Consider the following 13120-nt stretch of genomic DNA (forward strand, 5'->3'; position numbering starts at 1 on the left):
CCGTTCGTGCGGCGGTACGGCAGCCGGCTTAAGACCCAACCCTCGTGGAGAATTTACATGGCAGTTACGATGCGCCAAATGCTGGAAGCGGGTGTCCACTTCGGTCACCAGACCCGTTTCTGGAACCCGAAGATGGCACCGTTCATTTTCGGTCACCGCAACAAGATTCACATCATCAACCTCGAAAAGACGCTGCCGATGTTCAACGACGCACAGAAGTACGTGCGTCAGCTGGCGGCGAACCGCGGCACGATCCTGTTCGTCGGCACGAAGCGCCAGTCGCGCGACACGATCGCGCAGGAAGCGCAGCGCGCAGGCATGCCGTACGTCAACGCACGCTGGCTCGGCGGCATGATGACCAACTTCAAGACGCTGAAGGTTTCGATCAAGCGCCTGAAGGACATGGAAGCGGCGGTCGAGGCAGGCGAGCTCGAGAAGATGAGCAAGAAGGAAGCGCTGCTGTTCGAGCGTGAAATCGCCAAGCTGCAGAAGTCGATCGGCGGCGTGAAGGACATGGGCGGCATTCCGGACGCGATCTTCGTCGTCGACGTCGGCTACCACAAGATTGCCGTCACCGAAGCGAACAAGCTGGGCGTGCCGGTCATCGCCGTGGTCGATACGAACCACTCGCCGGAAGGCGTGGACTACGTGATCCCGGGTAACGACGACTCGAGCAAGGCAGTCGCGCTGTACGCGGAAGGCGTGGCCGACGCGATCCTCGAAGGCCGTGCGAACGCGGTCAACGAAGTGGTCCAGGCAGTGCGCGGCGGCGACGACGAGTACGTCGAGGAAAACGCGTAACTGGCCCCGAGCCGGCGCAAAAAGGGGGCTCTCAACAGGCCCCCTTTTTTTAAGCTTGTGCGCCGGACCTGAACGCGCCGAATCGGCGCGGGTCCGGAAACGAATCTCGGCCGTTCGCGTCCAAGCGGGCGGCGTTGTGAATACAGACTCAAGGAGCGAATGATGGCGGCAATTACCGCAAGCATGGTGGCAGAACTGCGCGCAAAGACCGACGCACCGATGATGGAGTGCAAGAAGGCGCTGACGGAAGCCGACGGCGACCTGGCCAAGGCTGAAGAGCTGCTGCGCGTCAAGCTCGGCAACAAGGCGAGCAAGGCGGCATCGCGCGTGACGGCCGAAGGCGTCGTCGCATCGTTCGTCGGCGGCAATGCGGGCGCGCTCGTCGAGCTGAACTGCGAAACCGACTTCGTCGCGAAGAACGACGACTTCCTCGCGTTCTCGAAGACCGTCGCGGAACTCGTCGCGACGCAGAACCCGGCTGACGTGGCTGCGCTGTCGGCGCTGCCGCTCGACGGCTCGACGGTCGACGCAGTGCGCCTGGCGCTGATCGGCAAGATCGGCGAGAACGTGTCGATCCGCCGTTTCGTCCGTTTCGAAACCGCGAACAAGATCGCGACCTACCTGCACGGCGCGCGCATCGGCGTGATCGTCGAGTACACGGGCGCGGACGAGCAGGTCGGCAAGGACGTCGCGATGCACATCGCGGCGATGAAGCCGGTCGCGCTGTCGTCGGATGACGTCCCGGCCGAGCTGATCGAGACGGAGCGCCGCGTGGCCGAGCAGAAGGCTGCGGAATCGGGCAAGCCGGCCGAGATCGTCGCGAAGATGGTCGACGGCAGCGTCCAGAAGTACCTGAAGGAAGTGTCGCTGCTGAACCAGTCGTTCGTGAAGAACGACAAGCAGACGATCGAGCAGATGCTGAAGGCAGCGAATGCCGCAGTGCAGAAGTTCGCGCTGTTCGTCGTCGGCGAAGGCATCGAGAAGCGTCAGGACGACTTCGCGGCCGAAGTGGCCGCCCAAGTCGCAGCAGCAAAGCAGCAGTAAGCGGTCCGGCAGCACCCGCGGCGGGCGTCCGCTCCGCCGCGGCCGGCGGCGTCGCCGGGCCGGCCGGAAGGTCCGGTCTGGCCGGCGGCGCTTGCCCGAATCAGTATTTCGCCCCTACAGTTCGTGGTTGTCATCCTCTCGTCGCTCGGAAGCCCCTATGTCCAATGCCTATAAACGCGTCCTCCTCAAACTTTCCGGCGAAGCGCTGATGGGCGACGATGCCTTCGGCATCAATCGCGCTACGATTGAACGGATGGTGGCCGATATCGCCGAAGTCGTGCGTCTCGGCACGCAGCTCGCGGTGGTGATCGGCGGCGGTAATATTTTCCGCGGCGTCGCGGGCGGCGCGGCCGGCATGGACCGTGCGACGGCGGACTACATGGGGATGCTGGCGACGATGATGAACGCGCTGGCGCTGCAGGACGCGATGCGCCACGCCGGCATCGAGGCGCGCGTGCAGTCCGCGCTGCGGATGGATCAGGTCGTCGAGCCGTACATCCGCCCGCGTGCGATCCGCCAGCTCGAGGAGGGCCGCGTCGTGATCTTTGCCGCCGGCACCGGCAACCCGTTCTTCACGACCGACACGGCCGCCGCGCTGCGCGGCTCGGAAGTGGGCGCCGAGGTGGTGCTGAAGGCGACCAAGGTCGACGGCGTGTATTCCGCCGATCCGAAGAAGGATCCGTCGGCCACGCGCTACACGACGATCAGCTTCGACGAGGCGATCAGCCGCAACCTGCAGGTGATGGACGCGACCGCGTTCGCGCTGTGCCGCGACCAGAAGCTGCCGATTCGCGTGTTTTCGATCAACAAGCCGGGTGCGCTCAAGCGCATCGTGCTGGGCGAGGACGAGGGTACGCTCGTCCACGTGTAAACTCCCGCGGATGCGGGCGACCGGTTGGGACGCCCGCGCGGCGCCGCTGCGCACGCGACGAGTTGCGCACGCGACGAGTCCGCGTTCATTGAAGATTTGAAGGTTCGGAGGTTGAAATGAGTGTCGCTGATGTCAAGAAGGGCGTAGAGCAGAAGATGCAGCGCTCGATCGAAGCGTTCAAGAACGATCTGGCGAAGATCCGCACGGGCCGTGCGCACACGGGCCTGCTTGATCACGTGCAGGTCGACTACTACGGCTCGATGGTGCCGATCTCGCAGGTGGCCAACCTGACGCTCGTCGACGCGCGCACGATCGGCGTGCAGCCGTGGGAAAAGAACATGGTCGCGAAGGTCGAGAAGGCGATCCGCGAAGCCGACCTGGGCCTGAACCCGGCGACGTCGGGCGACCTGATCCGCGTGCCGATGCCGCCGCTGACGGAAGAGCGCCGCCGCGAGCTGACGAAGGTCGTCAAGAGCGAAGGCGAGACCGCGAAGGTGGCGATCCGCAACCTGCGCCGCGACGCGAACGAGCAGCTGAAGAAGCTGGTCAAGGACAAGGAAATCTCGGAAGACGACGAGCGCCGCGCGGGCGACGACGTGCAGAAGCTGACCGACAAGCACGTGACCGAAATCGACAAGCTCGTGCAGAGCAAGGAAGCGGAGATCATGACGGTCTGACCGTCGTTCTCGCGTACCGCCTTCTTCCCGCATTACTGTCTCAACGGCCATGACTTATACCAGCTCTACCGTTCGCGTGCCTGACGTCGGCGCCGTGCCGCGTCACATCGCGATCATCATGGACGGCAATGGCCGTTGGGCGACCGAACGCCGCCTGCCTCGCGTCGCGGGGCATACGCGCGGCGTCGACGCCGTGCGGGCGGTGGTCGAGGGCTGCGCGCGCGTCGGCGTCGAATACCTGACGCTGTTCGCGTTCAGCTCGGAGAACTGGCGGCGGCCGACCGACGAAGTGTCGTTCCTGATGCGGCTGTTCATCACCGCGCTGGAGCGCGAGGTCGGCAAGCTGCATGCGAACGGGATCCGCCTGCGCGTCGTCGGCGATCTCGACCGCTTCGAGCCGCGGATCCAGGCGCTGATCCGCCGCGCCGAAACCAAGACGGCGCGCAACACGCGCCTCACGCTCACCATCGCCGCGAACTACGGCGGCCGGTGGGACATCCTGCAAGCGACCCGCAAGCTCGTCGAGCAGGCCGCGCGCGAGGGCCGCGAGGTGGAAGTCAGCGAAGACAGCTTCGCGCCCCACCTGGCGATGGCCTATGCGCCGGAGCCCGACCTGTTCATCCGCACCGGCGGCGAACAGCGCATCAGCAACTTCCTGCTGTGGCAGCTCGCGTACACCGAATTCTATTTCACCGACAAATTCTGGCCGGACTTCGACGGCGCGGCGCTGACCGATGCGCTGGCGTCGTACACCGATCGCGAACGCCGCTTCGGCCGCACGAGCGCCCAGCTCGAGCCGCAATCCCAGAACGCCGATTCCCTTTCATGCTGAAAACCCGTGTGATCACGGCGATCGTGCTGCTGGCGGTGCTGCTGCCGGTGACCTTGTTCGCGCCGTTGAGCGCGTTCGGCGCGCTGATCGGCGTCGTGCTCGTGTTCGCCGCCTGGGAATGGGCGCGCCTGCTGAAGCTCGGCGGCGCCGGCCCGGTCGTCTACGCGATCGTCGCGGCGCTGGCGCTGCTGGCGACCACGCGCGTCGGCATCGGCACCTCTTCATCCCGCCCCCTTTTTGCGGCGGCCGGCGTGTTCTGGCTGCTGGTCGGCCCGTTCGCGCTGCGGCGCAAGCCCGTGCTTGCCGAGGGCGTGTGGCGGCCGTTCCTGCTCGCGGCCGGCCTCGTGATCTTCGCCGCCTGCTGGCACGCGCTCGTCGCGGCGCGCGCGCAGGGCGTGCCGTTCGTGCTGTCGCTGCTGCTGGTCGTCTGGCTGGCCGATATCGGCGCATATTTCGCGGGCAAGGCCTTCGGGAAGCGTAAACTGGCGGTCACGATCAGCCCCGGGAAGAGCTGGGAAGGGGCGGTGGGCGGCTGGCTCGCCGTGATGGTCGTCGCGAGCGTCGCGATGGCCGCGCACCTGTTCGAGCCGACCCTTTTTTCTGCCTTTGCCGCGCAGTTCGGCGGGCCGGGCGCCTGGGCGGCGCTGACGCTGCTCGTCGCGTACAGCGTGATCGGCGACCTGTTCGAGTCGCTGCTGAAGCGCCAGGCCGGCGTGAAGGATTCGAGCGGTCTGCTGCCGGGGCACGGCGGCGTGCTCGACCGGGTCGACGCACTGCTGCCCGTGCTGCCGCTCGCGATGCTGCTGTTTCACGGTTAACCCCTACACTTCAGTTATGCAAAAACGCCTGACATTGCTCGGTTCGACGGGCTCGATCGGAGACAGTACGCTCGACGTGGTCGCGCGCCATCCGGAGCGCTTCTCGGTTTATGCGCTGACCGCGCATCGCAACGGCGACAAGCTGGTCGCCCAGTGCCTGCGCTTTGCGCCCGAGGTCGCGGTGGTCGGCGACGCGCAGACGGCCGCGCACGTCGAAGCGCAGTTGCGCGCGGCCGGCAGCAAGACGCAGGTCGCCTACGGGCCGCAGGCGCTCGTCGACGTGTCGAAGAGCGGCCAGTGCGACACGGTCGTCGCGGCGATCGTCGGCGCGGCGGGCCTCGCGCCGAGCCTCGCGGCCGCGCGTGCCGGCAAGCGCATCCTGCTCGCGAACAAGGAATCGCTCGTGATGTCGGGCGCGATCTTCATGGACGCGGTGCGCGACCATGGCGCGATCCTGCTGCCGGTCGACAGCGAGCACAACGCGATCTTCCAGTGCATGCCGCGCGACGCGGCCGAGCACGGCGGGATCGCGAAGATCATCCTGACCGCATCGGGCGGCCCGTTCCGCACGCGCGAACCGGCAACGCTCGCCGACGTGACGCCCGACGAGGCGTGCAAGCACCCGAACTGGGTGATGGGCCGGAAGATCTCGGTCGATTCCGCGACGATGATGAACAAGGGCCTCGAAGTGATCGAGGCGCACTGGATCTTCGGGCTGCCGGGCGACCGGATCGACGTGCTGATCCATCCGCAGAGCGTGATCCATTCGCTCGTGTCGTACCGCGACGGCTCGGTGCTCGCGCAGCTCGGCAACCCCGACATGCGCACGCCGATCGCGCATGCGCTCGCCTATCCGGACCGCGTCGACGCGGGCGTCGAGCAGCTCGACCTCGCGCAGATCGCGCAGCTGTCGTTCGAGAAGCCCGACTACGCGCGCTTCCCGTGCCTCGCGCTCGCGCTGAAGGCGCTGGCTGAAGGCGGCATCGCGAGCGCCGCGTTGAACGCGGCGAACGAAATCGCGGTCGAAGCGTTTCTCGAGCGCCGGATCGGTTTCATGGCGATCGCGGCGACGGTCGACGCGGTGCTCAATGCGCTGCCGAACCGCGTGCCGAACGGGCTCGACGACGTCCTGGCGGCGGATGCCGAGGCACGCCGCCTCGCCGCCGAGATCATTGCGAAAGCGCCTGCGCCACGCGTGGAGCGCACTGCCTGAATGAGGTGCTCATGAACGTGCTGGTCGAACTGGTCGCGTTTGCGGTGGCGATCGGGGTGCTGGTCGTCGTGCATGAGTACGGTCATTATCGCGTCGCGCGCTGGTGCGGCGTGAAGGTGCTCCGCTTCTCGATCGGCTTCGGCCAGCCGGTTGCGCGCTGGGTCAGCAAGAAGACCGGCACCGAGTGGACGCTGTCCGCGCTGCCGCTCGGCGGCTACGTGAAGATGCTCGACGAACGCGAACCGGGCCCCGGCGTGAAGCCGGAGGAACTCGGCCAGGCGTTCAACCGCCAGTCGGTCGGCAAGCGCATCGCGATCGTCGCGGCGGGGCCGATTGCCAACTTCCTGTTGGCAATCCTGCTGTTCTCGGTCGTTTTCGCGTCCGGCGTGACCGAGCCCGCGGCGATCATCGCGCCGCCGGCGGCCGGCACGGTGGCGGCCCGTGCGGGCTTCGACGGCAACGAGACGATCGTGTCGATCCGTGATGTGCCCGCAGGCGACGCGCAGCCGGTGCGCTCGTGGCCGGACTTGCGCTGGAAGCTCCTCGGGGCGGCGTTCGATCATCGTGAGGTCGTGCTCGGCGCGCGCGACGGCGGTGCGTCGACGTTCGATTTCCGCGTCGATTTGCGCAATATCGCGGAAGGCGACATCGACGACGATTTCATGGCGCGGCTGGGCTTCGAGCCGGGCGGCGGCACGCTGTCGGTCGCGTCGGTGCAGCCGGGCAGTGCGGCGCAGCAGGCGGGACTGAAGAGCGGCGACAAGCTGCTTGCGCTCGACGGCGAGCGGATCGGCGGCGCGTCGCGCTTCATCGACGCAATCAAGCATCATGCGGGCAAGACGCTGGCGATGAAGATCGAGCGCGGCGGCGTCGCACAGACGGTCACGATCGTGCCGCAGGCGCAGCCGGACGACGAAACCGGGCGCCAGGTCGGCCGCATCGGCGCGGCGCTGTCGATGCAGACGCCGGGCGTCGACGTGCGCTACGGTCCGATCGACAGCCTGAAGCTGGGCGCGCGCCGCACGTGGGACATCGCGGTGTACTCGCTGCGGATGTTCGGGCGGATGATTACCGGGGACGCTTCGCTGAAAAACCTGTCGGGCCCGGTGACGATCGCCGACTACGCGGGCAAGAGCGCGCGGCTGGGTCCGTCGGCGTTCCTGTCGTTCCTCGCCCTTGTCAGCATTAGCCTTGGCGTACTGAACTTGTTGCCGATTCCCGTTTTGGACGGGGGGCATCTGTTATATTATCTGGTTGAAGCCGCGACCGGGAAAGCCGTTTCGGAGCGCTGGCAACTGATTCTGCAAAGAGCCGGGTTGATCTGCATCGTCGCATTGTCGGCGATCGCGCTGTTCAACGATCTGGCTCGGCTAATCCATTTCTGAAGCGTCAGGCGGCGGCCGTGGGCAGCCGCCTGATTTGATGCAGCTAAATATTGGGGATGCATGTTGTTCAAACCTCATCGCTTTGTACCTAAGACAATGGCAGCGGCGGCGCTCGCCGCGCACGGACTCGCGGCGCATGCAGCCGCACCGTTCGTGGTGCAAGACATCAAGATCGAGGGCTTGCAGCGCGTCGAACCGGGTTCCGTGTTCGCGTACCTGCCGATCAAGCAAGGCGATACCTTCACGGACGACAAGGCATCCGAAGCAATTCGCGCGCTGTACGCGACGGGCTTTTTCAACGACGTGCGCATCGCCACCCAGGGCAACGTCGTGATCGTGCAGGTTCAGGAGCGTCCGGCGATTGCGTCGATCGACTTCACCGGCACGAAGGAATTCGACAAGGACAACCTGTCGAAGGCGCTGCGCGCCGTCGGTCTCGCGGACGGCCGCTACTACGACAAGGCGCTCGTCGACAAGGCGGAGCAGGAGCTCAAGCGCCAGTACCTGACGCGCGGCTTCTACGCGGCCGAGGTCAAGACCACGGTCACGCCGGTCGACGCGAACCGCGTGTCGATCCTGTTCGCGGTTGCCGAAGGTCCGAGCGCGAAGATCCGCCAGATCAACTTCATCGGCAACAAGGCGTTCAAGACGAGCACGCTGCGCGACGAGATGCAGCTGTCGACGCCGAACTGGTTCTCCTGGTACACGAAGAACGACCTGTACTCGAAGGAGAAGCTGACGGGCGACCTCGAGGCGGTGCGCTCGTACTACCTGAACCGCGGCTACCTCGAGTTCAACATCGAGTCGACCCAGGTGTCGATCTCGCCGGACAAGAAGGACATGTACCTGACGGTCACGCTGCACGAAGGCGAGCCGTATACGGTGTCCGGCATCAAGCTCGCGGGCAACCTGCTCGACCGCGAGGCCGAGCTGAACAAGCTGATCAAGATCAAGCCGGGCGACCGCTTCTCGGCCGAGAAGCTGCAGCAGACGACGAAGGCGATCGTCGACAAGCTCGGCGAATACGGCTACGCGTTCGCGGCCGTCAACGCACAGCCGGACATCGACCAGGCGAACCACAAGGTGAACCTGACGCTCGTCGTCGATCCGAGCCGCCGCGTGTACGTGCGCCGCATCAACATCGTCGGCAACACGCGCACCCGCGACGAGGTCGTGCGCCGCGAAATGCGCCAGCTCGAAAGCTCGTGGTTCGACTCGAGCCGCCTCGCGCTGTCGAAGGACCGCGTGAACCGTCTCGGCTACTTCACCGACGTCGACGTGGCGACGGTGCCGGTCGAAGGCACGAACGACCAGGTCGACGTGAACGTGAAGGTTGCCGAGAAGCCGACCGGCGCGATCACGCTGGGCGCGGGCTTCTCGTCGACGGACAAGGTCGTGCTGTCGGCGGGCGTGTCGCAGGACAACGTGTTCGGCTCGGGCACGAGCCTCGCGGTGAACGTCAACACCGCGAAGAGCTACCGGACGCTGACCGTCACGCAGGTCGACCCGTACTTCACGGTCGACGGCATCAAGCGGATCACCGACGTCTACTACCGCACGTACCAGCCGCTCTACTATTCGACGAACTCGAGCTTCAAGATCGTCAGCGCGGGCGGCAACCTGAAGTTCGGCATCCCGTTCTCGGAAGTCGATACCGTTTACTTTGGCGCGGGCTTCGAGCAGAACCGCCTCGACGTCGATTCGAACACGCCGCAGAGCTACCAGGACTACGTGAAGGAGTTCGGCCGCGTGTCGAACACGGTGCCGCTGACGGTCGCGTGGTCGCGCGACGCGCGCGACAGCGCGCTGATCCCGAGCCGCGGCTACTTCACGCAGGCGAACCTCGAATACGGCGTGCCGGTCGGCAAGATCCAGTACTACAAGGCGGACCTGCAGGCGCAGTACTACTATTCGTTCTCGCGCGGCTTCATCCTGGGCCTGAACCTGCAGGGCGGCTACGGCAACGGCATCGGCAACCCGTACCCGATCTTCAAGAACTACTACGCGGGCGGTATCGGCTCCGTGCGCGGCTACGAGCCGAGCTCGCTGGGCCCGCGCGACTCGAAGACGAACGATCCGATCGGCGGCTCGAAGATGGTCGTCGGCAACATCGAGCTGACGTTCCCGCTGCCGGGCACCGGCTACGACCGCACGCTGCGCGTGTTCACGTTCGTCGACGGCGGCAACGTGTGGGGCAACGCGCCGGGCGGCAACAGCACGGGCGCGAACGGCCTGCGTTACGGCTACGGCGTCGGCCTCGCGTGGATCTCGCCGATCGGGCCGCTCAAGCTGAGCCTCGGCTTCCCGATTCAGAAGCACGAAGGCGACAAGTACCAGAAATTCCAGTTCCAGATCGGGACGGCGTTTTGATCGAACGCTCATGACAACAGCAACGAGAGGGTAATTTTGCTAACCGGTAAGTTTTCGAAACGAGTGATGTGCGCGCTGACCGTTGCGCTGGCCCTGGGCGCCGCGACGGTGCATGCACAGGACGTCGCCCGCATCGCGGCGGTCAATTCGGATCGGATCCTGCGCGAGTCCGTGCCCGCGAAGGCGGCGCAGACGAAGCTCGAAGCCGAGTTCGCGAAGCGCGACAAGGACCTGCAGGACATGGCGCAGCGCCTGAAGTCGATGTCGGACTCGCTGGACAAGAACGGCGCGTCGCTGTCGCCGGGTGATCGCGCGCAGAAGCAGCGCGACCTTGCGCAGCTCGATACCGACTTCCAGCGCAAGCAGCGCGAATTCCGCGAGGATCTCAACCAGCGCCGCAATGAAGAGCTGGCGGCGGTGCTCGAGCGCGCGAACAAGGTCATCAAGCAGATCGCCGAGCAGCAGAACTACGACCTGATCGTGCAGGAAGCCGTGTACGTCAGCCCGCGCATCGACATCACCGACAAGGTGCTCAAGGCGCTCGCGTCCGGCTCGGTAAACTGAACGGAGCGGACGACGAATGGCATTGACGCTTGAGGCACTCGTAAAGCGGTTCGGCGGCGAGATCGTCGGTGACCACCAGTGCCAGGTCGGCGGCCTCGCGCCGCTCGACCAGGCCGGCCCCCAGCAGCTCGCGTTTCTCGCGAACCCGAAATACCTGTCGCAGGTCGAGACGACCCGGGCGGGCGCGGTGCTGATCGCGCCGAAGGATCTGGAGAAGCTGGGCGCGGCCGCTGGCGGTCGCAATTTCATCGTGACGCCGAATCCGTACGCGTACTTCGCGCGCGTCGCGCAGATGTTCATCGACCTCGCCGCGCCGCCGCGCGCCGCGGGCGTGCATCCGAGCGCGACGATCGATCCGGCCGCGCAGGTCGCCGCGACCGCGGTGATCGGCCCGCACGTGACGATCGACGCGGGCGCGGTGATCGAGGACGGCGTGCAGCTCGACGCTAACGTGTTCGTCGGCCGCGGCACGAAGATCGGCGCCGGTTCCCACCTGTATCCGAACGTGTCGGTCTACCACGGCTGCCGGATCGGCCCGCGCGCGATCGTGCATTCGGGCGCGGTGATCGGCTCGGACGGCTTCGGCTTCGCGCCGGACTTCGTCGGCGACGGCGACGCGCGCACCGGCAGCTGGGTCAAGATCCCGCAGGTCGGCGGCGTCGCGATCGGCCCGGACGTCGAAATCGGCGCGAACACGACGATCGACCGCGGCGCGATGGCGGACACCGTCATCGAGGAATGCGTGAAGATCGACAACCTGGTCCAGATCGGCCACAACTGCCGGATCGGCGCCTACACGGTGATCGCCGGGAGCGCGGGGATCGCGGGCAGCACCACGATCGGCCGCCACTGCATGATCGGCGGCGCGGCCGGCATCGCGGGCCACGTGACGCTCGGCGATTACGTGATCATCACCGCGAAGTCGGGCGTATCGAAGTCGCTGCCGAAGGCCGGCATCTACACGAGCGCATTCCCGGCCGTCGACCACGGCGACTGGAACAAGAGCGCAGCGCTCGTGCGCAATCTCGACAAGCTGCGCGACCGCATCAAGGCGCTCGAGACCGCACTGGCCGCCCAGGGCGGCGGCGCGGACGCGTAACCCATACCATGCGACATCATGAACCGGGCAGGGACTGCACGTGCCGCCCGGTTCGACCGACAGGGCCGGGCACCGGCCCGCATCAGCACTTGCTTCACCACCGCGCAGCCTCTGCGTGAGACGAACCATCATGAGCACTGAAAAAATCAATCTCGACATCCACAAGATCCTCACGCTGCTGCCGCATCGCTACCCGATTCTGCTCGTCGACCGCGTGCTCGAGCTCGAGCCGCACAAGGGCATCAAGGCGCTGAAGAACGTGTCGATCAACGAGCCGTTCTTCCAGGGGCATTTCCCGAAGCGGCCGGTGATGCCGGGCGTGCTGATTCTCGAGGCGCTCGCGCAGGCAGCCGCGCTGCTGACGTTCGCGGAAGAGCAGCCGAAGGACCCGGAAAACACGCTGTACTACTTCGTCGGCATCGATGGCGCGCGCTTCAAGCGCGTGGTCGAGCCGGGCGACCAGCTGATCCTGAACGTGACGTTCGAACGCTATATCCGCGGCATCTGGAAGTTCAAGGCGGTGGCGGAAGTGGACGGCAAGGTCGCGGCGGAAGCCGAGCTGATGTGCACGGTCAAGACGGCCGACGCGGCGCCCTGAGCGACGCGGCACGCATGGCAACGCAACGCGACACATCATATTGAGAGGCAACGGCGCATGACCAGGATTCATCCCACGGCGATCGTCGAGCCGGGCGCGCAGATCGACGAATCGGTCGAGATCGGCCCGTACGCGATCGTCGGCCCGCACGTCACGATCGGCGCGCGCACCACGATCGGTTCGCACAGCGTGATCGAAGGTCACACGACGATCGGCGAGGACAACCGCATCGGCCATTACGCGTCGGTCGGCGGCCGGCCGCAGGACATGAAGTACAAGGACGAGCCGACCCGGCTCGTGATCGGCAATCGCAACACGATCCGCGAATTCACGACGATCCACACCGGCACCGTGCAGGACGCCGGCGTCACGACGCTCGGCGACGACAACTGGATCATGGCCTATGTGCACATCGGCCACGACTGCCGCGTCGGCAGCCACGTGATCCTGTCGAGCAACGCGCAGATGGCGGGCCACGTCGAGATCGGCGACTGGGCGATCGTCGGCGGCATGTCCGGCGTGCACCAGTTCGTGCGCATCGGCGCGCATGCGATGCTCGGCGGCGCGTCGGCGCTCGTGCAGGACGTGCCGCCGTTCGTGATCGCGGCCGGCAACAAGGCCGAGCCGCACGGGATCAATGTCGAAGGCTTGCGCCGCCGCGGCTTCTCGCCCGATGCGATCTCGGCGCTGCGCAGCGCATACCGGCTGCTGTACAAGAACGGCCTGTCGCTCGAGGAGGCGAAGGTGCAGCTGCGCGAGCTGGCGGAAGCCGGCGGCGACGGCGACGCGCCGGTCAAGGCGCTCGTCGCGTTCATCGACGCGTCCCAGCGCGGCATCATCCGCTAAGC

The 13120-nt window shown here is 66.2% G+C and carries 13 protein-coding genes; all 13 read left to right on the forward strand.

What is annotated here, in order from left to right; translation table 11 throughout:
- Positions 1–57: 57 nt before the first annotated feature.
- The 13 genes from rpsB (at position 58) to lpxA (ending at position 13118) form a co-directional block, all read left to right on the forward strand.
- Positions 58–801 (forward strand): 30S ribosomal protein S2, encoded by a 744-nt coding sequence (gene rpsB, locus WJ35_RS02030; protein ID WP_010092062.1) that lies wholly within the window; start codon positions 58–60, stop codon positions 799–801.
- A 162-nt stretch (positions 802–963) separates the two neighbouring features.
- Positions 964–1845, forward strand: coding sequence for a translation elongation factor Ts (tsf, locus tag WJ35_RS02035; RefSeq protein ID WP_010092063.1), 882 nt, complete (start codon positions 964–966; stop codon positions 1843–1845).
- Positions 1846–2002: 157 nt separating this feature from the next.
- Positions 2003–2716 carry a UMP kinase gene (gene pyrH, locus WJ35_RS02040; protein WP_006402648.1) on the forward strand — a complete coding sequence of 238 codons (714 nt, stop codon included), beginning with the start codon at positions 2003–2005 and terminating at the stop codon, positions 2714–2716.
- A 116-nt stretch (positions 2717–2832) separates the two neighbouring features.
- Positions 2833–3393, forward strand: a complete 561-nt coding sequence (gene frr, locus WJ35_RS02045) for a ribosome recycling factor (RefSeq protein ID WP_010092064.1) — start codon at positions 2833–2835, stop codon at positions 3391–3393.
- Between the two features lie 49 nt (positions 3394–3442).
- A complete protein-coding gene (uppS, locus tag WJ35_RS02050; RefSeq protein ID WP_010092065.1) occupies positions 3443–4225 on the forward strand; it encodes a polyprenyl diphosphate synthase in 783 nt (260 codons plus the stop codon).
- Positions 4219–5043: a phosphatidate cytidylyltransferase gene (locus tag WJ35_RS02055; protein WP_060235028.1), complete on the forward strand. Its 825-nt coding sequence runs from the start codon at positions 4219–4221 to the stop codon at positions 5041–5043. Before uppS ends, WJ35_RS02055 begins: the two co-directional genes overlap by 7 nt.
- Before the next feature lie 16 nt (positions 5044–5059).
- Positions 5060–6256 (forward strand): 1-deoxy-D-xylulose-5-phosphate reductoisomerase, encoded by a 1197-nt coding sequence (locus WJ35_RS02060; protein ID WP_060235027.1) that lies wholly within the window; start codon positions 5060–5062, stop codon positions 6254–6256.
- A gap of 11 nt (positions 6257–6267) precedes the next feature.
- A complete protein-coding gene (gene rseP, locus WJ35_RS02065) occupies positions 6268–7641 on the forward strand; it encodes an RIP metalloprotease RseP (protein WP_060235026.1) in 1374 nt (457 codons plus the stop codon).
- Positions 7642–7701: 60 nt separating this feature from the next.
- The gene (bamA, locus tag WJ35_RS02070) at positions 7702–10011 is read left to right on the forward strand and encodes an outer membrane protein assembly factor BamA (protein WP_033355492.1); all 2310 of its coding nucleotides are present in this window, start codon (positions 7702–7704) and stop codon (positions 10009–10011) included.
- A 66-nt stretch (positions 10012–10077) separates the two neighbouring features.
- Complete coding sequence (locus WJ35_RS02075) at positions 10078–10575, forward strand: OmpH family outer membrane protein (protein ID WP_010092070.1); 498 nt, start codon at positions 10078–10080, stop codon at positions 10573–10575.
- Between the two features lie 16 nt (positions 10576–10591).
- The gene (gene lpxD / locus WJ35_RS02080) at positions 10592–11674 is read left to right on the forward strand and encodes a UDP-3-O-(3-hydroxymyristoyl)glucosamine N-acyltransferase (RefSeq protein WP_060235025.1); all 1083 of its coding nucleotides are present in this window, start codon (positions 10592–10594) and stop codon (positions 11672–11674) included.
- A 130-nt stretch (positions 11675–11804) separates the two neighbouring features.
- Positions 11805–12272 (forward strand): 3-hydroxyacyl-ACP dehydratase FabZ, encoded by a 468-nt coding sequence (gene fabZ, locus WJ35_RS02085; protein ID WP_006495559.1) that lies wholly within the window; start codon positions 11805–11807, stop codon positions 12270–12272.
- 57 nt (positions 12273–12329) lie between these two features.
- A complete protein-coding gene (lpxA, locus tag WJ35_RS02090) occupies positions 12330–13118 on the forward strand; it encodes an acyl-ACP--UDP-N-acetylglucosamine O-acyltransferase (protein WP_060235024.1) in 789 nt (262 codons plus the stop codon).
- The last annotated feature ends 2 nt before the right edge of the window (positions 13119–13120 follow it).

This window comes from Burkholderia ubonensis, assembly GCF_001718695.1.
GTDB classification, from domain to species: domain Bacteria; phylum Pseudomonadota; class Gammaproteobacteria; order Burkholderiales; family Burkholderiaceae; genus Burkholderia; species Burkholderia ubonensis_B.

What these genes read in the sequence shown, in the direction of transcription:
- fabZ (WP_006495559.1), top strand. Translation starts at nt 11,805, where the DNA reads ATGAGCACTGAAAAAATCAATCTCGACATCCACAAGATCCTCACGCTG.
- rpsB (WP_010092062.1), top strand. Translation starts at nt 58, where the DNA reads ATGGCAGTTACGATGCGCCAAATGCTGGAAGCGGGTGTCCACTTCGGT.
- bamA (WP_033355492.1), top strand. Translation starts at nt 7,702, where the DNA reads ATGTTGTTCAAACCTCATCGCTTTGTACCTAAGACAATGGCAGCGGCG.
- WJ35_RS02055 (WP_060235028.1), top strand. Translation starts at nt 4,219, where the DNA reads ATGCTGAAAACCCGTGTGATCACGGCGATCGTGCTGCTGGCGGTGCTG.
- tsf (WP_010092063.1), top strand. Translation starts at nt 964, where the DNA reads ATGGCGGCAATTACCGCAAGCATGGTGGCAGAACTGCGCGCAAAGACC.
- lpxD (WP_060235025.1), top strand. Translation starts at nt 10,592, where the DNA reads ATGGCATTGACGCTTGAGGCACTCGTAAAGCGGTTCGGCGGCGAGATC.
- uppS (WP_010092065.1), top strand. Translation starts at nt 3,443, where the DNA reads ATGACTTATACCAGCTCTACCGTTCGCGTGCCTGACGTCGGCGCCGTG.
- frr (WP_010092064.1), top strand. Translation starts at nt 2,833, where the DNA reads ATGAGTGTCGCTGATGTCAAGAAGGGCGTAGAGCAGAAGATGCAGCGC.
- WJ35_RS02060 (WP_060235027.1), top strand. Translation starts at nt 5,060, where the DNA reads ATGCAAAAACGCCTGACATTGCTCGGTTCGACGGGCTCGATCGGAGAC.
- rseP (WP_060235026.1), top strand. Translation starts at nt 6,268, where the DNA reads ATGAACGTGCTGGTCGAACTGGTCGCGTTTGCGGTGGCGATCGGGGTG.
- lpxA (WP_060235024.1), top strand. Translation starts at nt 12,330, where the DNA reads ATGACCAGGATTCATCCCACGGCGATCGTCGAGCCGGGCGCGCAGATC.
- WJ35_RS02075 (WP_010092070.1), top strand. Translation starts at nt 10,078, where the DNA reads ATGTGCGCGCTGACCGTTGCGCTGGCCCTGGGCGCCGCGACGGTGCAT.
- pyrH (WP_006402648.1), top strand. Translation starts at nt 2,003, where the DNA reads ATGTCCAATGCCTATAAACGCGTCCTCCTCAAACTTTCCGGCGAAGCG.